At 66.7% G+C, this 19,379-nt stretch carries 20 protein-coding genes; 16 read left to right on the top strand and 4 right to left on the bottom strand.

The genetic code is table 11. The annotated features are described in order from the left end of the window. Positions 1 to 177 precede the first annotated feature (177 nt). The 3 genes from L0966_RS15705 (at position 178) to L0966_RS15695 (ending at position 2,634) form a co-directional block, all read left to right on the top strand. Entirely contained in the window at positions 178 to 984 is an 807-nt protein-coding gene (locus tag L0966_RS15705) for an autotransporter outer membrane beta-barrel domain-containing protein (RefSeq protein ID WP_234052907.1), read from the top strand. Between the two features lie 253 nt (positions 985 to 1,237). Further along, the gene (locus tag L0966_RS15700; protein WP_234052906.1) at positions 1,238 to 1,807 is read left to right on the top strand and encodes an invasion associated locus B family protein; all 570 of its coding nucleotides are present in this window, start codon (positions 1,238 to 1,240) and stop codon (positions 1,805 to 1,807) included. Between the two features lie 41 nt (positions 1,808 to 1,848). Next, positions 1,849 to 2,634, top strand: a complete 786-nt coding sequence (locus L0966_RS15695; RefSeq protein ID WP_234052905.1) for a SapC family protein — start codon at positions 1,849 to 1,851, stop codon at positions 2,632 to 2,634. A gap of 71 nt (positions 2,635 to 2,705) precedes the next feature. On the opposite strand, the gene L0966_RS15690 is transcribed toward L0966_RS15695, so the two are convergent. From L0966_RS15690 to L0966_RS15675, 4 genes are all read right to left on the bottom strand, one after another. After that, positions 2,706 to 2,888 carry a helix-turn-helix domain-containing protein gene (locus tag L0966_RS15690; RefSeq protein WP_234053078.1) on the bottom strand — a complete coding sequence of 61 codons (183 nt, stop codon included), beginning with the start codon at positions 2,886 to 2,888 and terminating at the stop codon, positions 2,706 to 2,708. A 57-nt stretch (positions 2,889 to 2,945) separates the two neighbouring features. After that, positions 2,946 to 3,455 (bottom strand): hypothetical protein, encoded by a 510-nt coding sequence (locus L0966_RS15685; protein WP_234052904.1) that lies wholly within the window; start codon positions 3,453 to 3,455, stop codon positions 2,946 to 2,948. Beyond that, positions 3,419 to 3,709 carry a hypothetical protein gene (locus L0966_RS15680; RefSeq protein ID WP_234052903.1) on the bottom strand — a complete coding sequence of 97 codons (291 nt, stop codon included), beginning with the start codon at positions 3,707 to 3,709 and terminating at the stop codon, positions 3,419 to 3,421. Before L0966_RS15680 ends, L0966_RS15685 begins: the two co-directional genes overlap by 37 nt. Before the next feature lie 469 nt (positions 3,710 to 4,178). Then, on the bottom strand, positions 4,179 to 4,871 hold the full coding sequence (locus L0966_RS15675) for a GntR family transcriptional regulator (RefSeq protein ID WP_234052902.1): 693 nt from the start codon (positions 4,869 to 4,871) through the stop codon (positions 4,179 to 4,181). 298 nt (positions 4,872 to 5,169) lie between these two features. On the opposite strand from L0966_RS15675, the gene L0966_RS15670 reads away from it, so the two are divergent. The 13 genes from L0966_RS15670 to L0966_RS15610 all read left to right on the top strand — a co-directional run. Further along, on the top strand, positions 5,170 to 6,012 hold the full coding sequence (locus tag L0966_RS15670) for a VOC family protein (protein ID WP_234052901.1): 843 nt from the start codon (positions 5,170 to 5,172) through the stop codon (positions 6,010 to 6,012). Further along, complete coding sequence (locus tag L0966_RS15665) at positions 6,009 to 7,136, top strand: PLP-dependent cysteine synthase family protein (protein ID WP_234052900.1); 1,128 nt, start codon at positions 6,009 to 6,011, stop codon at positions 7,134 to 7,136. The genes L0966_RS15670 and L0966_RS15665 overlap by 4 nt, the downstream gene beginning before the upstream one ends. Positions 7,137 to 7,160: 24 nt before the next feature. Further along, complete coding sequence (locus L0966_RS15660; RefSeq protein ID WP_234052899.1) at positions 7,161 to 8,786, top strand: gamma-glutamyltransferase family protein; 1,626 nt, start codon at positions 7,161 to 7,163, stop codon at positions 8,784 to 8,786. Then, positions 8,783 to 10,459 carry an FAD-dependent oxidoreductase gene (locus tag L0966_RS15655; protein ID WP_234052898.1) on the top strand — a complete coding sequence of 559 codons (1,677 nt, stop codon included), beginning with the start codon at positions 8,783 to 8,785 and terminating at the stop codon, positions 10,457 to 10,459. Before L0966_RS15660 ends, L0966_RS15655 begins: the two co-directional genes overlap by 4 nt. Before the next feature lie 50 nt (positions 10,460 to 10,509). Further along, complete coding sequence (locus L0966_RS15650) at positions 10,510 to 10,884, top strand: RidA family protein (protein WP_234052897.1); 375 nt, start codon at positions 10,510 to 10,512, stop codon at positions 10,882 to 10,884. 21 nt (positions 10,885 to 10,905) lie between these two features. Continuing rightward, on the top strand, positions 10,906 to 12,156 hold the full coding sequence (locus L0966_RS15645) for an FAD-binding oxidoreductase (protein WP_234052896.1): 1,251 nt from the start codon (positions 10,906 to 10,908) through the stop codon (positions 12,154 to 12,156). Positions 12,157 to 12,824: 668 nt separating this feature from the next. Beyond that, on the top strand, positions 12,825 to 14,420 hold the full coding sequence (locus tag L0966_RS15640; protein ID WP_234052895.1) for an ABC transporter substrate-binding protein: 1,596 nt from the start codon (positions 12,825 to 12,827) through the stop codon (positions 14,418 to 14,420). Positions 14,421 to 14,473: 53 nt separating this feature from the next. Beyond that, entirely contained in the window at positions 14,474 to 15,454 is a 981-nt protein-coding gene (locus tag L0966_RS15635; protein WP_234052894.1) for an ABC transporter permease, read from the top strand. 3 nt (positions 15,455 to 15,457) lie between these two features. Further along, positions 15,458 to 16,288: an ABC transporter permease gene (locus L0966_RS15630; RefSeq protein ID WP_234052893.1), complete on the top strand. Its 831-nt coding sequence runs from the start codon at positions 15,458 to 15,460 to the stop codon at positions 16,286 to 16,288. Further along, the gene (locus L0966_RS15625; protein WP_234052892.1) at positions 16,285 to 17,910 is read left to right on the top strand and encodes an ABC transporter ATP-binding protein; all 1,626 of its coding nucleotides are present in this window, start codon (positions 16,285 to 16,287) and stop codon (positions 17,908 to 17,910) included. Before L0966_RS15630 ends, L0966_RS15625 begins: the two co-directional genes overlap by 4 nt. Positions 17,911 to 17,939: 29 nt before the next feature. Beyond that, complete coding sequence (locus L0966_RS15620; RefSeq protein ID WP_234052891.1) at positions 17,940 to 18,446, top strand: CMD domain protein; 507 nt, start codon at positions 17,940 to 17,942, stop codon at positions 18,444 to 18,446. 17 nt (positions 18,447 to 18,463) lie between these two features. Further along, complete coding sequence (locus L0966_RS15615) at positions 18,464 to 19,042, top strand: peroxidase-related enzyme (RefSeq protein ID WP_234052890.1); 579 nt, start codon at positions 18,464 to 18,466, stop codon at positions 19,040 to 19,042. A 93-nt stretch (positions 19,043 to 19,135) separates the two neighbouring features. Next, on the top strand, positions 19,136 to 19,379 hold a 244-nt coding region (locus L0966_RS15610; protein WP_234052889.1), incomplete at its 3' end, for a bile acid:sodium symporter.

Here is a 19,379-nt window from a genome sequence, read left to right as displayed (position 1 = left end):
AGGTCTATGCCTCGGTGGATACGGTGCTGCTGCAAGAGTCCATCTATGTCCGCGAGGCGGTGGGCGCGCGTCTGCGGCAGGCGGCCAGTGGCCCCGATGCCCTGGCCCGGGCGGCCCAGGGGGCCGGTCCCTCCACAGCGCGTCTGAGCCAGGACCTGGATGTGACCTTGTGGGCCCATGGGCTATGGCGGCTGGGGCAACAGCTTCGGCAACGGGAATGCCGCCAGCATTTCCAACAGCCTGGGTGGCTTCCTCATCGGTGCCGACGTGGTGGTTCAGCCCAATGTGTGGGCCGGCGTGTTCGGCGGCTACAGCCGCTCCAGCTTCGAGGTGGATGCCCGCGCCTCCAGCGGCAACAGCGACAATTACGACGTGGGCTTCTATGCCGGCGGGCAATTCGGAGCCTGGGCGCTGCGGGGCGGTTTCGCCTATGGGTGGCACGATGTGTCGGTGAGCCGGTCCATCGCCTTCTCTGGCTTCAGCGAGACCACCAGCGGCGGCTACAGCCTGGGCACTTCCCAGCTCTTCGGCGAGGTGGGCTACGATGTCTCCCTGGGCGGCTATGTCTTCGAGCCGTTCGCCGGCCTTGCCTATGTGAATGTCGGTGGCGCCTCGTTCTCCGAAAGCTATCGCGCCGCTGCGCTGGCGGTGGACACTGGCGCCATGGACACGCTCTACAGCACCCTGGGCGTGCGCGCCGCGACCTCCGTGGAGCTGTTCGGGCGGGCCCTGACGCCGAGCATGACGCTGGGCTGGCAGCACGCCTTCGGCGACATCGCGCCCACCGCCGCCATGCGCTTCCTGAGCGGGACCACCCCGTTTGAGGTGGAGGGCGTGCCGATCGCGCAGGATGCGTTGCTGCTGAATGCGGGCCTTGCGTACGGCGTGTCGGATGCGGCGACCCTGGCCGTGACCTATAGCGGCCAGTTCGCGACCTCGGCCTCGCAGAATGCCTTCACCGCTCAGTTCTCCCTGAAGTTCTGACGGGAGCTGCGACCCGAGCGTCCGCGAGAAGCAAAGGCCGGCCGCTGGACACATGATGCCAGCGGCCGGCCTCGGCTTAGGCGGCTTCAGCTTCGTTGATGGAAGTAGAGAGGCCGTCAATGCTTTTACGCGGGTCCTTCGCACGAGCTAGCCCCAGCGATGCTCGGAAACGCTTTGGGGTTTGACGCATTCGCCCGCTGCACGCCATCGCGGTGGCTTCGGGCAATGCCTTGGCAAGGATGGAAATTTCAAGATGAGATGTTCGCTTTTCCGGGTGGCCGGCGTGCTGGGCCTGTCCCTTCTTTCCGCCGGATCCGCCATGGCGCAGCAGAAGCCGGCAGCACCGCCCGCGCCCGCCGCCGGCGCCCAGCCCTCCCAGCCGGGCGCCACCACGGCCACCTATCGGGACTGGGTGTTGCGCTGCGTGACCCAGGAGGGCGGCGGGCAGGGCAGTGGGCGCGTTTGCGAGATCGCCCAGAACCTGCAGATGCAAGGCCAGGGCACAGTGGCGAGCATCGCCGTCGGCCGCGCCGATCCGAAGGGGCCCGTCAGCCTCGTCATTCAACTGCCGCCGGGCGTGTGGCTGCCGGCGGGCGTAAAGGTGCAGGTCGACGACAAGGCGAAGCCGATCCAGCTTGAATTCAAGAAGTGCCTGCAAAGCTGCTTCGCCGAGGCGCCCCTGGATGCGGCCGCCCTTCAGCAATTGCGCGCCGCCAGCGAGCCGGGCAACTTCACTTTTGAGAATGGTGCGCGGCGCACGTTGACGTTGCCGATCTCGTTCAAAGGTTTTGGAGCGGCACTTGACGCCAGCCTGAAGTCTTGAGATGCCGTTTTTCACCTTCCGCTGAAGCAAAAGGCAATCCGATGGCCGCAACCCCTTCCAGCGCCACGCCGACGTCGAGCCCCCTGTTCTACCAGTCTCCCGTGCTCTTGAATTTCAAGGAGCATGGGCAGTTCGGGCTGCGGCCCGAGGTCACCTTCGGGTTTGCGGCGGAAGCCACCGCGATTCCGCTGGTCGCTACTGAGTTCGCGCAGGCGCAGCGGCATTACCCCATCGTTTTCGCCAGCAATGAAGGCGCCATGCCGCTGGCGGTGACGGGCCTTACTATGGGGCGGAACCTGTTCGTCGATCCGCAGGGGAACTGGACCGCGGGCACCTATGTGCCCGGCTATGTGCGGCGCTATCCCTTCATCAGCATGGCGCCGGAAGCGGGCGGCGCCACCATGCTCGGGCTCGACGCCACCTCCTCGCGCGTGAGCGCGGATGCGGCCCGCGACGGGGCGGACCGGCTGTTTACGGCTGACGGCAAGCCCACCCAGGTGGGCAGTGCTGCCATGGCCTTCTGCGACGCATACGCGGTGGAATATGAGCGCACCCGCGCCTTCGCCGCCGCGCTGGTGGCCCATGGCCTGCTGGCGGAGCGTTCCGCGCGGATCAAGCACCCCAATGGCGCGGAGCAGGTGGTGCAGGGCTTCCGCCTCATCGACGAGCCCACCTTTCGGGCCCTGCCCGCGGATGTGGTCGCGGAGTTTCATGCCAAGGGTTGGCTGGACCTCATCGTCCTGCACCTTGCTTCGCAGGGGAGCTGGCTCACGCTGATGGAACGCGCCACGGCCGGCGATGGCGCGCCTGCCTCCACTCTGAACTGAGCACGGGCTGACGACAAGACAGGGGCCGGCGGAGCTGCCACTTCACCGGCCCCTTGCGTCTGTTCGTGATATCACGGCTTGCCGCGGGCTGAACTCAAGGTCTGCGAGAGGTATTCGCCGAACTTGTCCGAGTAATATTTCGAGAAATTCCCCAAATTGGAGAAGCCGAAGGCAAGCGCGACGTCGGTGACCGTCGCCTGCTCGCCGGCCGCAAGCAGGCGCTCACGCGCGGCGTTCAGGCGCTCGTTGCGGATCCAGGTTACTGGGGTGCAGCCGAAGCGTCGCTGAAAGGCATATTGCAGGGCCCGGGCCTAAAGTCCGCTGATCTGCTCCAGGTCGGTCATGCTGAGGCGCTCGGCGAGATGGGCCACGATGTATTGGCACGCCAGGCCCAGGCCCCCATCCACGCTGGCGCCGGGCGACCGGGCCTCTTCCGGAAACAAGCGCGCGTGGAGCAGCATGGCGCAGAGCGTGCGATAGAACACGTCGTCGAGCGCCATGGCCGCGGCGGCCTGTCCGTTCATCCGGCAGGCATCGAGGGCGCTGCAGGTGCTGCGCAGCCGAAGATTGAAATTCATCTTGCCGGCGCTCAGCGGCATCACCGTGGGCTGCTGCAGATCCAGCCGCACGTCGTCGCCGCCAAGCATGGTGCGGGCCGTGGCCAGCAGACGCAGCTTGTCGAGGGTCGCGACCACGATGGAGCGCGAGCCGCCGATGCCGATCCGCTCGCCCTCCGGTGCCAGCAGTGCGGCCTTCGCGGGCTCGCAGCGGATGCTTTCCCCATTCACCTGCGATTGAATAGGGCCGCCATCCACCGGCATGAAGAAGGAGAATTCGTCGGATCCACTCGGGTGCGAATGGACGTGTGGGCAAGGGCACTGATCCTCAACCCATTGACGACGAGGGACGATTGCTGCGTGGCAAAAGCGGCCCGCTCGCCGATGGCGTCGTATTCGGCTGCCCATCCCATGGCCCGCTGCATCTGATCCTGCATCTGCAGGATGGAGCGGGTCAGCACCTGGTTCGGCGTCCCGAAAAGCAGCGGGTAGAGGGTTTCACTCGTCCTGGACGCCATGTGCCGCCGCCACTAATCATCTGGGATGGGATCGGAACAGCAAAACTCGCCGGTCGTCTTCCGGGCGATGCTGAATGCTCCCGATTTTAAAGTTTTTGCGGGCGGAAGGGCGGGGAGGGCGCGCCCCGAAAGCGTGTCAGCTCAAGTCGCGAAGCCATGTCCCGGATTCCGTGCAACAGGGGAACGCCGTGGCGGCCCGTTCCCGCTGGATGACGCGCCTTTTCAAGGCGCTGCCGGCAGTGGAAAGGATCACCGTTGGTAACGTGATCCTATTCCTTCAACCTGGACTCGATCAAGCGACATGGCGATCCGTCAGCGCGCCTTGCTGCCTCGCCGAGAGGTTCAGGGGCATGCTGTTTCGCGGGCCCATGCCCCCGTCCGCGGAGGGCTTGAGGGCGCAAGCTTCGGGCTGCGATGCGCTTCCAAATGGCGGCCCCGTCATGGGGCCGGGCGCAAGCGCGCGGTGCGTTCAGCTGCGCCGGGCGTTGCTGGCCATGTAGATCTGCGCGTAGCCTTCCTTGATCGCGGCGTTGATGCGGTCGATCCGGCGGTCGATGTGCTGGGAGAGCACCAGGGCGGCGCTTTGGCCGTCGCGCCTCTTGAGATGCTCCACGACAACGCGGTGCTCCTGCTGGGTGGAGGAGCGGTTGGCGCTGGTCATGTCCGTCTGGCGAACGAAATGGATGCGGGCATTCACGTTGCGCAGCACCCGCAGCATCTCGGCATTGCCGCACAGGGCCATCAGCCGCTCGTGAAACTCCTCGTCGAGCTCCAGCAGCTTGGGCGTGTCCAGGTCGGTCGAGGGCAAAGCGGAATTGAGCCAGGACAAGAGCGAGTCGATCTGCCCATCGGAAGCCCGCTCGGCGGAGATGCGCACGGCGGCCACCTCCAGCGACTTGCGCAGCTCATAAAGATCGAAGATCTCCTGCGCGTCCAGCTCGCGGCAGAAGAAGCCGCGCCCCGGCGAGAATCGCAGGAACCCCTCGGTGTTCAGGCGGTTCAACGCCTCGCGCAGGGGCGTGCGCGACACGCCGAGCCCCTTGGCGAGATCGCCCTCGTTCAGGCGTTCACCGGGCTTGAAGTCGAAGCTGATCGCACGCGAGCGGAGCTCGGCGTAGACCCTGTCGACAATGCTTTCCGAGCCGTCCGCGTCTACGCTCATCGGCTGTCGCTTTCCCTGTCGCTTTGTATGCTGCTTAGCATACAGAGTACCGCGCAAATCAGGAAACAGCAACCGTTCGCCCCTTTGCCGCAGCAGGGTGCCGCAAAGTCTGCCCCTCGGAGCGCTTCCTCCAGCCGCCTCTCGGGCGGCGTGGAGCGCATGGCAATGTCGATATACGGTATTGCATTTCGACCTGAATTCAGAATAATCGACAGCGCGGCCGATACCTGTTGCGTCGCCCTGTCCCGCCCGGCGAAGCTGTCGCAAAGTTCCCCTCGACCATCAAGGAGAAGGCCGAATGTCCATTCAAAGTCCGGATCTGGGACGCGGGCAGCAGGCCGGGGCGAGCGCGCTCGATCACCTTGTCATCAATGTGCTGAAGGACATGGATGCGGCGGAGGCGGCGTTTGCGGCGCTCGGCTTCACGCTGACGCCGCGGGGGCATCATTCCCTGGGCTCCATCAACCACCTGATGGTGTCGCGCGATTCCTATCTTGAACTGGTCGGCGTGCCTGAGACGGGCTTGCAGCGCCAGGAGGTGCTGGACAGTCCGCTGGGCATCAGCGGCCTCGTCTTCGCCAGCGACACGGCGGAGGACACCTTCGCGCGCCTCTCGGGTGCGGGCCTGCCGGCGCTGGAGCCTTTGGCCTTCTCGCGGCCGCTGGTGGTGGATGGCGTTGAACGCGATGTGGCCTTCCGCACCGTGCGCATGGCGCCGGGATTCCTGCCGGCGGGGCGCACCTATTTCTGCCAGCACATGACGCCCGATCTGGTGTGGCGGCCGGAATGGCTGGTCCATGCCAACGGCTATTGCGGCATCGGCCGCGTCATCATTGAAAGCCCCGATGCGGACCGGATGGCCGAGCGCTATGCCGCCGTGGCGGGAAGCCAGGTGGTGCCCGGCGCCGCCGGCTGGCGGGTGCCGCTGCCCAATGCGGATCTGGTGGTTCGCAAGGGCGAAAAGGCCCGCTTCGTCACAGCCGAGCTCATCTTCGCAGCGCTCGATGAGATCGAGCGGCGGGCGCAGGGGCTTCCCGCGGCCGTCTGGCACCGCCATGGCCCGGATGTGGCCACCCTGGCCCTGCCGGCTTTTCACCTCGAATTTCTTTGCATCGCCAATTCTGCACGGAGCCCGTCATGAATCAGTCCGTCCCCCAGCGCGCGCCGGAGCCGCAGCCGGGCCAGGGCGCTTGCGAAAGCCGCCCGGGCGCGCGGAACCGGGAGTGGGTGGCCGAGGCGGTGAGCCGCATCGAGGGCGATATCAATCGCTCGGCCGACACGCATCTCATTCGCGTTCCGCTGCCGAACAATCCGGCCATCACCTTGTACCTCAAGGATGAATCGAGCCACCCCACGGGCAGCCTCAAGCACCGGCTGGCGCGCTCCCTGTTTCTATACGCCTTGTGCAATGGCTGGATCGGGCCGGATACGACAATCATCGAGTCGTCGTCGGGCTCCACCGCCATTTCGGAGGCCTATTTCGCCCGGCTGCTGGGCCTGCGCTTTCTGGCGGTCATGCCGCGCTCGACCTCGCCCGAGAAGGTGGCCGCGATCTCGTTCCAGGGCGGCGAGCCCCATCTGATCGACGGCTGGAACACCTCGCAGGCGGCACGCGATCTCGCGCGCGACCTGAACGGCCATTACATGGACCAGTTCACCTTCGCCGAGCGCGCCACCGACTGGCGCGGTAACAACAACATCGCGGATTCCATCTTCAGCCAGATGACCCGCGAGATCTATCCCGTGCCCACTTGGATCGTGTGCGGCGCGGGCACCGGCGGCACGGCCACCACCATCGGCCGCTACATCCGCTATCGCAAGCTGTCCACGCGCCTGTGCGTGGCCGATCCGGCCGCCTCGGTGTTCCATCGCTATTATGCGGATCGTTCGGTGCGGCGGGTCGACGCCTGCAAAAGCGTGATCGAAGGCATCGGCCGCACTGAGGTGGAGCCCTCCTTCAACCCCAACCTGGTGGATCGCATGATCGCGGTGCCGGATGCGGCGAGCATCGCGGCCGCGCGCAAGATTTCCAGCATCACGGGCCGGTCCTGCGGCGGATCGACGGGCACCAATATTTCCGCCTGCCTCGATCTGATCGGTGAAATGGAGGCGCGCGGCGAGGGCGGCTCCATCGTGACGCTGCTTTGCGATTCCGGCGAGCGCTATCGCTCCACCCTTTATGACGACCGTTGGCTTGCCGAAAGCGGGCTCGACGTCTCCCCCTACGCGGCCCGTCTCGACGCCGTTTTCGGAACCAGGCCCTAGGCCGCCCTGCCTCGGAACATGATCATGCACGGAACCTTCGACTGGACGGCAGGCTATCCCTCACGGCGCCTGCCCGTGTTCGGCAACAATGTGGTGTCCACCTCCCATCCGCGCGCCGCGCAGGCGGGATTGCAGATGCTGTGGCGCGGCGGCAATGCGGTGGATGCCGCCATTGCGGCGGCTGCCGTCATGACGCTGGTGGAGCCCTGCAGCAACGGCCTGGGCTCGGACGCCTTCTGTATCCTGTGGGACGGCAAGCGCCTGCATGGCCTCAACGCTTCCGGCTTCGCCCCGGCCGCGTGGACGCCCGATTATTTCCGCGGCAAGTACGGTGAGGACACCGCCACGCCCCCCAAGAGGGGCTGGGATTCGGTGACCGTGCCGGGTGCGGTGGCCTCCTGGGTGGCACTGTCGGAGCGCTTCGGGCGGCTGCCCTTTGCCGACCTCCTGGCCCCCGCCATCGAGATCGCGGAGGCGGGCTGGCTCGTTTCCACCAATGTGCAGCACAAGTGGGCGGCGGCCGCGACCCTGCCGGACCTGGTCGGCCAGCCGGGCTTCAGTGAGGCGTTCCTGCCCGCCGGGCGCGCGCCGCGCGTGGGCGAGCACTTCCGCCTGCCGGGCGCCGCGCGTGCCCTGCGCCGCATTGCTGAAACCAAGGGCAAGGCGCTCTATGGCGGTGAGATCGCGGAAGCGCTGGAAATGAACGCCCGTGCCCATGGCGGGGCGCTGAAGGCCGCCGACATGGCCGCCTATGCGCCGGAATGGGTCGAGCCCATCTCCATGCCCTATCGCGGCTATACGGTGCATGAGATCCCGCCCAACGGGCAGGGCATCACCGCCTTGATGGCGTTGGGCATCCTCTCCAATTTCGATTTGCCGTCCATGGCTGTGGACGGGGTGGAGGCGCAGCACCTCCAGATCGAGGCCATCAAGCTGGCTTTCGCCGACGTCTATCGCTACGTGGCCGACCCCGCCGCCGCCGCGATCCCGACGAAGGACATGCTGGATGCCGATTATCTCGCCTCCCGCGCCCGTCTCATCGACCCGCGCCGCGCCCAGCCGTTCGCGCCGGGCAATCCGGTGAAGGGCGGCACCATCTATCTCGCGGCGGCCGACGCCTCGGGCATGATGGTCAGCTTCATCCAGAGCAATTACATGGGCTTCGGCTCCGGCGTGGTGCTGCCGGAATGGGGCCTCTCGCTCCAGAACAGGGGCTTCGGATTCAGCTTGAATGAGGGCCATCCTAATGTGGTGGCGCCGCACAAGCGGCCGTTCCACACCATCATTCCCGGCTTCGTCACCAAGGACGGCCAGCCGGTGATGAGCTTCGGCGTGATGGGCGGCAACATGCAGCCCCAGGGCCATGTGCAGACCCTCGTGCGCATGCTGGACTTCGGCCAGAACCCGCAGGCGGCCTGCGACGCGCCGCGCTGGCGCTTCGACCGGGGCATGGCCATCAATATCGAGCAGGGCACCGATCCGGCCCTTCTCGCCGGCCTCACCGCATTGGGGCATGAGGCGGCGATCCTGGACGATTCCTACCAGGACTTCGGCGCCGGCCAGTTCATCTGGCGCATGGGCGACCCGTCGGTGGAGGGCTACGCCGCCGCCAGCGATCCGCGCCGGGACGGCCAGGCCGTGGTGGGTTGAACGCGAGCGGCGTGGGCGAGCAGGTGGCGAGCGAGCAGGTGGCGAACGTGCAAACCTCAGGAACTGGCGCCGATTGCGACGTTCTCGTGCTCGGCTCGGGCTGCGCCGCCCTCACGGCGGCGCTCCATGCGGCCGCGTCGGGGCTCAAGGTTCTGGTGTGTGAGAAGACCGCCCTTCTGGGCGGCGCCAGCGCCATGTCGGCGGGGGGGATCTGGGTTCCCGCCAACCACCTCGCCCGCGCCGCCGGCATTGCCGACGATGTGGAGGACGCCATCGGCTACATCGCCTCGGTGTCGCCCGACCACATCCGCGAGCCGGAGCAGTGGCGCAACATGGTGCTGGCCGGCCCGCATATGCTGCGCATGATCGAGGAGCGCACGCCGCTGCGCTTCCGCCTGACCGGGGAGCCGGACCCTTATGCCGCACATCCCGGCGCGCGGGCTGTGGGGCGCATGGTGTCGCCGCGGCCCATCAGCCGCCTCGCGGCGCGCCATCTGGCCTTCAGGGTGCGCGGGTCCACGCTGCCGGAGGTGTTCACCTATCATGAGGTGCTGGAGACGGACCTTTATCACAAGCCCGTCTCCACCACGATGAAGCTGCTGCCCCGCCTTCTGCCCCGCCTGCTCACGCTGTCGGCCGGCAAGGGCACGGCGCTGATGATCGGGCTGGTGCGCGGCTGCCTGGACCATGGCTGTCGGTTCGAGCTGAACGCGCGCGGCGTGGAGCTGATAGAGGAAGGCGGGCGCGTCACCGGCGCCATCATCGAGGGGCCCGCCGGCCGGCGCCCCATGCGCGCGGCGCGGGCGACGCTGATCGCCACCGGCGGCTTCGAGTGGAATGCGGAGATGATGGCCCGCTATCTGCCGGGGCCGCTGCAATTCTTCGGCCCGCCCCAGGGCAATGCCGGCGACGGGCACCGGATGGCGGAAGCCATCGGCGTGGAGCTGGCCCGCATGGACGAGGCCAATGTCACCGCCGCCATTCCCAAGCGCTATCATGGCGCCGTGCATGGCATGCCGGTGCCCTATCATGCCGAGCCCAACGCCATCGTCGTGAACCGCGAGGGGCGCCGGTTCGTCGACGAACTCGCCATGAATATCGGCGAGTGCCTCAACGAATACGACGCGGACGGCCGCCCCCGGCACCTGCCGGCCCATGTCATCACCGATGCGACCTATCTCTCCATCGCGCCTTTGGTGCGCCATTTCGCGCGGCTGGTTCCCGGCTGGATGGTGAAGGCGCGCACCATCGAGGAACTGGCCGGCAAGATCGGCCTCGCGCCGGCGACGCTGAAGGCGACCGTGGAGCGCTACAACGCTCTGTGCGCGGGCGGGGTGGATCTCGATTTCGGACGCGGCCAGACCCGCGCCCACCAGAAGGCCGATAAGCGCAAGCGGCTCGGCCTCTCGCCCATCGTGAAGGCGCCCTTCATCGCCCTGCGGTTCGACCGCTCCATCATGACCACCAAGGGCGGCCCGCGCACCAATGCCTTCGGGCAGGCGCTGCGGGCGGACGGCTCGGTGGTGGAAGGGCTTTATTGCGCGGGGGCGTCCATGGCCAATCCCATCGGCACCCGCGGGGTGGGGGCGGGCACCACGCTCGGCCCCTTCATGAGCTGGGGCTATGTCTGCGCCCACCACATGGTCACCGGTGCCGGCCCTGAAGGGGCCTGACGATTATCGTTTCGCCGGGTCGTGGCCCGGCTTCCAAGAGGAAGACCTCCATGAAGATCGTGAAGACTGAGAGCGCTCCCGCCGCCATTGGCCCCTATTCCCAGGGCATCGTCAGCGGCGGCTATTTCTATTCGTCCGGGCAGATCCCGCTGAACCTCGCTGGCGAGGTGGTGGGCACTGAGATCGAGGAACAGACCCGGCAGGTCTTCGCCAACCTGCGTGCCGTGCTGGCGGGGGCGGGCAGCGCGCTGGACAAGGTGGTGAAGTCCACCGTCTTCATCAAGAACATGGCTGATTTCGCCAAGTTCAACGCGGTTTATGCCGAGGCCTTCGGCAGCCACGCGCCGGCCCGCTCGTGCGTGGAGGTCGCCCGCCTGCCGCGTGACGTGCTGGTGGAAATCGAGGTCGTGGCCGAGGTCGGCTGATTCCTGTTCCGGGGTGCCATCATGTCTCTTCATGTCGCCGTGATCGGCGCGGGCGCGGTGGGCGTCATCAGCGCCATCGAGCTGCTCAGGGCGGGGTATCGGGTCACGCTCATCGAGCCCGGCCGGCCGGGGGGTGAGCAGGCGGCGAGCTACGGCAATGCCGGCTGGCTCTCCTGCCAGTCGGTGATCCCGACCTCCACGCCGGGCATGTGGAAGAAGGTGCCCCGGTTCCTGCTGGACCCGCTGGGTCCCCTCGCCATCCGCTGGCCCTATCTGCCGCGCGTGGCCCCCTGGCTGCTGCGCTCGCTGCTGGCGGGCTCCACCTTCGAGCGCATCACCAGGACGGCGGGCATTCTCCAGCCGCTGCTCCAGGATACGCTGGCGCTGCACAGCGCATTGGCGGCAGAAGCCGGGGTGTCCCACCTCATTGCCCCCGGCGGCGTGCTGCACGCTTATCCGGACCAGGCGGCCTTCGCGGCGGAAAACCGGGGCTGGGCCATCCGCTCCAGCGTGGGCATCCGGTGGCGGGAGCTGTCGGGCGAGGCGCTGCATCGCGAGGTTCCCGCCCTGCCGGAGCGCTACACCGTGGCCCGCATGGTGGAAGGGGCAGGGCGCTGCCGCGATCCGGGCGCCTATGTGGCCGCGCTCGCCGGGTTGGCGCGTGCGCGCGGTGCGCAGGTGCTGGAAGCCGCCGCACGCGATTTTCGCTTTGAGGCCGATCGCCTGCGCGCGGTGATCACCGACCGGGGTGAGGTGCCATGCGATCGCGTGGTGATCGCCGCCGGCGCGCGCTCCAAGCCGTTGACGGTCCGGCTCGGGGATCCCATGCCGCTGGAAAGCGAGCGTGGCTACCATGTCATGGTCGAGGGCGCCTCGGTGGGGCTCACCTCCAGCTTCATGGCGTCCGACGGCAAGATTGTCGTGCATGAGATGGAGTGCGGCCTGCGCGTGGCCGGGCAGGTGGAGATTGCCAGCGTGGACGCCGCGCCCGACTGGCGACGCGCCGAGATCCTCAAGGCCCATCTGGCCCGGCTTTATCCTCGCCTCGATCTGTCCGGCGCGAAGTTCTGGCTGGGCCACCGCCCCGCGATGGCGGACGGGCGTGCCTGTATCGGCCGTTCGCGCCGTTCCGCGGACGTGATCTATGCCTTCGGCCATGGCCATGTGGGGCTGGTCGCCTCGGCCCGGACCGGCCGCTTGATGCCGGACCTCATCGAGGGCCGCAAGACCGAGATCCCGCTGGACGGATTCGACCCCAGCCGTTTCCGCTGACGCGCCACGCGAGATTGTCACCGGCGCCCGGGTCCGATCCCCGCGCGTCTGTTGACCGCCTGCCCCTCCCGCTCCACGCGGCTGAAAGCGCGCTGCGGCGTCACCTGGGCGGCTTCACCCCTCATTCCGTCATTTCATGCTGCAGTGCAGTCGTGCGGCGGCCGGGGCGACTGCTTCCCGCTCCCGTGACGACGCCTTCTCTCCCCCCCACCTGTGCCGACCTTTGGCGCGGATTCGCTTGCGCGCGCAGGGCCCGGCGAGGGCTGCATCTTCCATTCATAGGCCCACGGGGCGGGAAAATGCGCGTGAGGTTTGCTCAATGTGCTGCAAGGCTCATCATGACTGCACTGCAAAAAGCGTACTTTATGGGCAGGTTGGACAAGATATGTGCATATCTGCGGAAGCGTAAAAAAGCGTCGAAGCTGTAAAATACGGTATTGAATTCGATCCTGAATTCAGAATAATCGACAGCGTTGCGGGCTCTTCCGCCTCGGCTGCTTCCGCAGCCGGCGCAGGTCGGGGTGACCGTGAACACCAAGCGCCGCTGTCCCGGATTGGGGTTGCGGCGCGTGATCGGGGCGGGCCCTGGGCCGCCTCAAGCATCCTGGAAGTCGGGGTCAGAGTTCTCCGCGCGCCGGTCGCGTCCGGCACCAAATGAGGTGGAAGCCATGAACTTGTCTCGCCGTACCCTTCTTGCCTCCGTTTCGGCGGCGGCCCTTGCGGGCGTGCTCCCGAAGGGCGTCTTCGCGGCCGAAAGCACGCCTACGAAGGGAGGGGTGCTGACAGTTCAGCTCGGCGCCGAGCAGCGCATCCTGAATCCGGCCATCCGTGCCTCGACCTCGGTGTTCATCGTCACCGGCAAGATCGTGGAAGCGCTGGTGGATCTCGGGGAAGACGGCTCCATCGTCCCGGTGCTGGCCGAATCCTGGGAGGCCGCGCCCGACGGCAAGAGCGTGACTTTCAAGCTGCGCGAAGGCGTGACCTGGCACGACGGCAAGCCGCTGACGTCCGCCGACGTGCAGTACAATGCCATGCAGCTCTGGAAGAAGTACCAGAACTACGGCACCCAGCTTCAGCTTTACCTGGACGCGGTGGATACGCCGGACGACCGTACGGCCATCTTCCGCTATTCTCGCCCCATGCCGCTGGATCTGCTTCTGCGCGCCATGGTGGACCTGGGCTATCTGGTGCCGCGCCACCTGTATGAGGGCACGAACCCGCTCGACAATCCCGCCAATACCGCGCCCATCGGCACCGGCCCGTTCAAGTTCGTGGAATACCAGCGCGGCCAGTACATCATCGCCGAGCGCAACCCGAATTACTGGCGCAAGGACCAGCCCTATGTGGACCGCATCGCCTGGCGCTTCATCACCGACAAGTCGGCGGCCGCCGCGGCGATGGAAACCGGTGCGGTCCAGCTTTCCGCTTATAACCAGCTCTCGCTCGCTGATCTCGATCGCCTGAAGAAGGATCCGCGCTTCTCCGTCGGCACCCGTGGCAACGAGGCGAACCCGTTCAACAACACGGTCGAGTTCAACCACCGCCGCAAGGAGCTGGCGGACGTGCGGGTGCGCCGCGCCATTGCCCATGCCATCGACGTCGAGTTCTTCATCGAGAACTTCCTCTATGGCAACGGCAAGGTGGCCACCGGCCCGATCCCCTCGGTGTCGAAGGCCTTCTATCCCGGCGGCACCTTCCCTTATCCGTTCGATCGCAAGAAGGCCGAGGCGCTGCTGGACGAGGCCGGTTACAAGCGCGGCGCCGACGGCAATCGCTTCACCCTGCGCCTGGTGCCTGTGCAGAACGCGGAAGATGTTCCGCTGTTCGGCACCTACATCCAGCAGTCGCTGGCGGAAGTGGGCATCAAGGTGGACGTGGTGCAGCTCGACAATGCGGGCGCGCTGGCGACCATCTACAAGGAATGGAACTTCGATCTGGCCACCGGCTGGCACCAGTATCGCGGCGATCCGGCGGTTTCCACCACGGTGTGGTTCCGCTCCGGTAGCCCGAAGGGTGCGCCCTGGACCAACCAGTTCGGCTACAAGTCCGAGGCCCTCGACAAGCTGATCGACGAGGCGGCGTCCGAGATCGATCCCGTCAAGCGCAAGGCACTGTACGCCAAGTTCGTGCAGATGGTGAATGAGGAGCTGCCGGTGTGGTTCGCCACCGAGCGCCTGTTCACCACCGCCGCCAGCGTCAAGCTGCAGAACGACAATAATACGCCGCGCTGGCCCTCCAGCTCCTGGCACGACCTCTATCTGTGAAACGATCCGGGCGCCGCTTCGGCGGCGCCCGGACCAGCCTTGGGACGCCCCCCATGCAACTGTTGAGTTTCGCGCTGCGGCGTCTGGCCATCAGCCTGCCGAGCCTTCTGATTATCCTGGTGGGCGTCTTTGGCCTGCTGCAACTCGCCCCCGGCGACACGGTGGACGCGCTTCTCGCCCAGATGGGCGGCGGCGACGCCAAGATGATCGAAACCCTGCGCCAGCATTACGGTGTCGATACGCCGGCCTGGATCCAGCTTGCCGACTATCTCGTGCGGCTGGTGCATCTGGATCTCGGTTATTCGGCCATCTATGGCAAGCCGGTTGCCGATGTCATCTTCGAGCGGCTGCCCGTCACCCTGCTGCTCATGGCCTCGTCCCTTACCCTCGCGTCCTTGGGTGGCGTTGTTCTGGGCGTCATCGCCTCGCGTTATGTGCATCGCTGGCAGGACACGCTCATTTCCACCCTCGGCATGCTGTTTTACGCCACGCCCGCCTTCTGGCTGGGTCTGATGGCGGTGGTGATCTTCTCCATCAAGCTCGGCTGGTTGCCGGCCGGCGGCTTCGAGGAGATCGGCGTCGAATATTCGGCTTGGGGGCGGGCGGCGGACATCGCCTACCACATGGTGCTGCCCACCATCACCTTGAGCCTCATCTTCCTCGCCACCTATCTCAGGATCATGCGTGCTTCCATGCTGGAGGTGTCGACGCTCGATTTCGTGCGCACGGCGCGGGCCAAGGGTGTGGACGAAACTTCCATCGTGACCCGACACATCCTGCGCAACGCGCTGCTGCCGCTGGTCACGCTGATCGGCCTGCATGCCGGCACCATGCTCGGTGGCGCTGTGGTGGTGGAAAGCGTGTTCACCCTGCCGGGCCTGGGGCGCCTCGCCTACGAATCTGTGGTGCAGCGCGACCTGAATACCTTGCTCGGCATCGTCTTTATTTCGGCTTTGCTGGTGATCCTGGTCAACTTCGCGGTGGACCTGATCTATGCCCGCCTCGATCCGCGTATCCGCGGGAAAGGAAACTGATCCATGCCCGCCTTCAAGCGTTACTTCCGCAATTCGTCGGCGGTGATGGGGCTGGTGTTGCTGGTGGCCGTAGTGCTGCTGGCGCTCAGCGCGGATTTCCTCTTTCCCCGCAATCCGCTGTCCCTGGCGGGCCGGCCCCTGCAATGGCCCATGGCCAACCCGCGTTTCTGGCTGGGCACCGACAATATGGGCCGCGACATCGCCGCCCAGATCTTCTACGGCGCCCGCATCTCGCTGCTCATCGGCGTGGTGGCCACCTCGCTGGCCATTGCGGTCGGCATCCTGGTGGGCGCGGTGGCCGGCTATTATGGCGGGCTGGTGGATGAGGTGCTGATGCGCATCACCGATGCCTTCCAGACCCTGCCCAACTTTCTGCTGCTGCTGCTGCTCATCGCAGTGTTCGGCTCGCGCATCGAGATGGTGGTGATCGCCATCGGCGTCGTCTCCTGGCCCGCACCAGCGCGATTGACACGGGCGGAGTTCATGACCCTTCGAAATCGCGAGTTCGTGGAGGCCGCCCGCCTCTCGGGGCTCAGCGACACCCGCCTGATCTTTGGCGAGATCCTGCCCAACGCCCTGCCGCCGGTGATCGTCTATGCCAGCGTGGTGATGGCCACCTCGATCCTGCTGGAAAGCTCCCTGGCCTTCCTCAACCTCTCCGACCCCAACGTGCCCTCCTGGGGCAATCTGGTGGGCCTGGGCCGCTCCGTGCTCCGCTCGGAATGGTATGTGAGCGCCATTCCCGGCTTCGCCATCCTGCTGACCGTTCTCGCCGTGTCTCTGGTCGGACAGGGACTGAACGACGCCCTCAATCCTCGACTGGATGAACAATGAGCCATCGTCTCGCCGTCGAAGGCCTCTCCGTCGCCCTGCCCAAGGGCGCCGACCGGCCGCTCGCTCTGGACAACGTCTCGCTGACCCTGGGCTCGAACGAGATCCTGTGCCTGGTGGGCGAAAGCGGTTCCGGTAAATCCACCACCGGTCGGGCCATCATGCGCCTGCTGCCCCCCTCGGTGCGTATCCAGGCCGGGCAGGCCCGGCTGGACGGCCAGGAGCTGTTCTCCCTCCCGGAGCCCGCCATGCGCGAAATCCGGGGCTCCCGGATTGGCATGATCTTTCAGGAGCCGATGACGGCCCTGAACCCGCTGCGCACCATCGGCGACCAGATCGGCGAAGTGTTCCGCGTCCACACCAAGCTGACGCGGACGGAGACCGCCAAGCGGGTGCAGGAGCTGCTCAGCGAGGTGCTGATCCCCGATCCCGTGGCGGCCGCCAAGGCGTTTCCCCATGAGCTGTCGGGCGGCCAGCGCCAGCGGGCCATGATCGCCATGGCGCTGGCGCTTGAACCGGCGGTGCTGATCGCCGACGAGCCCACCACCGCCCTCGACGTGACCACCCAGGCGCAGATCCTGAAGCTGATCCGCGACCTGCAGAAGCGCAAGGGCACCGGGGTGCTCTTCATCACCCACGATTTCGGCGTGGTGGCGGAGATCGCCGACCGGGTCGCGGTGATGCAGTGGGGTAAGGTGGTGGAGCAGGGCCCCGCCAGCGAGATCCTCAACAATCCGCAGCATCCCTATACCCAGAGCCTCATCGCCGCCGTGCCGCCGCTGAAGCCCACCGCGCGCCCGCCGTGTGACAACGAGGTGCTGTTGCGGGTGAGCGGCCTGTCCAAGACCTATGGGCGCAAGACCCTGTTCGGCAAGGGCCGCGTGACCCATGCGGTGCGCGACGTGTCGTTCGAGCTGCGGCGTGGCGCAACCTTGGGCATCGTCGGTGAGAGCGGGTCCGGCAAGTCCACCACCGCCCGCTGCGTCGCCCGCCTCATCGCGGCCGATACCGGCAGCGTGACGCTGGGTTCGGAAGACCTTCTGGCCCTGTCCGCGCGCCAGTGGCGGCGGGAGAGCCAGAAGGTGCAGATGGTGTTCCAGGATCCCTTCGCCTCGCTCAATCCGCGCCGCCGGGTGGGAGAGCTGGTGGCGCAGGGGCTGGTGGCCCGCGGCGTCGATCGCGGCAAGGCCATGGACCGCACCCGGCTGCTGTTCGAGATGGTGGGCCTCGATCCGGAGGCGGTGAGCCGTTATCCGCACGAATTCTCCGGTGGCCAGCGCCAGCGCATCGGCCTCGCTCGGGCGCTCGCCCCCGAACCGCAGGTGCTGATTGCCGACGAGGCGGTCTCGGCGCTGGACGTGTCGGTGCAGGCGCAGGTGCTGGATCTCCTGGAAAGCCTGCGCCAGCGGCTCGGCCTTTCAGTGCTGTTCATCACCCATGATCTGCGCGTGGCGGCGCAGGTGACGGATGAGCTGATCGTGATGAAGAACGGCGAGATGGTGGAAGCTGGCCGGGCGAGCGACATCCTCGAAAACCCGCGCCACCCTTACACCCAGATGCTGATCGGGGCGGTTCCCGGCCGCAACTGGACACCGCCGGGCCACGCCGAGGCCGCGCCCCAGTGATGGCGGCCGGCACCGCGAAGGGAGATCCCATGTACGCCCGTCAGAATGGCGATGTGATCGAGAGCGTTCTCGGTCTCACGCCCTCCTCGCCGATCCCGGAACTGCGCGGGCTGCGGCCGATGCTGAAGCATCTGTCGCAGACCAGCTACGCCGCCGCTCTCGAGCCCGAGGAGCCGTGCAACTTCTCTCGCGCCGAGCGGGCGGCCCTGGCCGCGCGCATGGCCGCCGCGTGGCGCTGCGAGGAGCTCGCCACCCATTATCGTGCCCGGATGGTGGCCGAAGGGGGCGGGGAGGCGGAAGCGGCCCTGGCGGACCCTGCATGGTCCCCGCCCGCGCCCGCCGGGCGGCTGGCTGCCGTGCTGCGCCACGCCGACCTCGTGACCCTGAAGCCGAAAAGCGCGACGCGGGCCGATATCGAGGCCCTGAAAGCGAGTGGGCTGGATGAGCGCGACATCGTCGCGCTCTCGGGCCTCATCGCGTTCGTGAACTATCAGATCGTGCTCGTCGCGGGCCTTCGACTGCTGCGGGACCATTGAGATGCAGGGCCACTGAGATGCAAGATCCGGTTCTTGATTTCACCACCGATCCGCTGGACTGGCGCCCCCATATCATCCCCGTCGACCTTGCCGGCGCGACCCCCGAGCAGCTTGACGCCATGAAGGTGACGCCCTCGAACAAGGGCGTTTCGCCCTATGTCCTGGTGCTGGCCCACGAGCCGGACATGCTGCGCGAGCGCACGCCCTTGTTCAACGAGATCATGTATGGCGAGGGCGGTCTTTCCCGCGCCGGTCGTGAGCTTGGGGCGCTGGGGGCCTCGGTGGTCAATCATTGCGTCTTCTGTGCGTCTGTGCATGCGGCGCGCTATATCCAGCAGGCGCGCAAGCCCGAGATCGTCGCCGAAATCTTCGAGAACGGCGCCAAGGCTGACCTACCCCTTGAGGAACAGGCGCTGTTCGACTTCGCGGTGGACATCACCACCGATCCCATGTCAGTGACGAGCTATCACCTCCATCATCTGCGCAACATGGGGCTGAGCGATCTGGAGATCGTGGATCTCATTCATGCGGTCGCCATCTTCGGCTGGGCCAACCGGCTGATGCACACCCTGGGCGAGCCGCATCGCAAGGGGTGACCGGCGCACGCCATCGCATGATTTCCCGCCCCGGATCCGATCTATTCTCCTCGCCGGGGCCGCTCCCGTTCCCATTTTCCAAGGTCAACGTTCGTGCGCATCAAGATTGACCCGTTTCTTCCTGCCCTTGTGGCGGTTGTTGTGCTTGCCCTGGTCTGGCCGCAGCCGGGGGTGACCGGGGGCTTTCTCCACGCGGACCGCGCGGCGACCTGGGGGATCGGCGTCATCTTCTTCCTCTATGGCGTGTCGCTCGCCACCCGGCGGCTGCTGGAGAGCGCGACCCGCTGGCAGCTGCACCTGGTGGTGCAGCTCGCCACCTTCGCGCTGTTCCCGCTGG

Source organism: Xanthobacter sp. NM-59, assembly GCF_021401125.1.
Lineage (GTDB): Bacteria > Pseudomonadota > Alphaproteobacteria > Rhizobiales > Xanthobacteraceae > Xanthobacter.
This window is presented reverse-complemented; position numbering and strand designations above follow the sequence as displayed.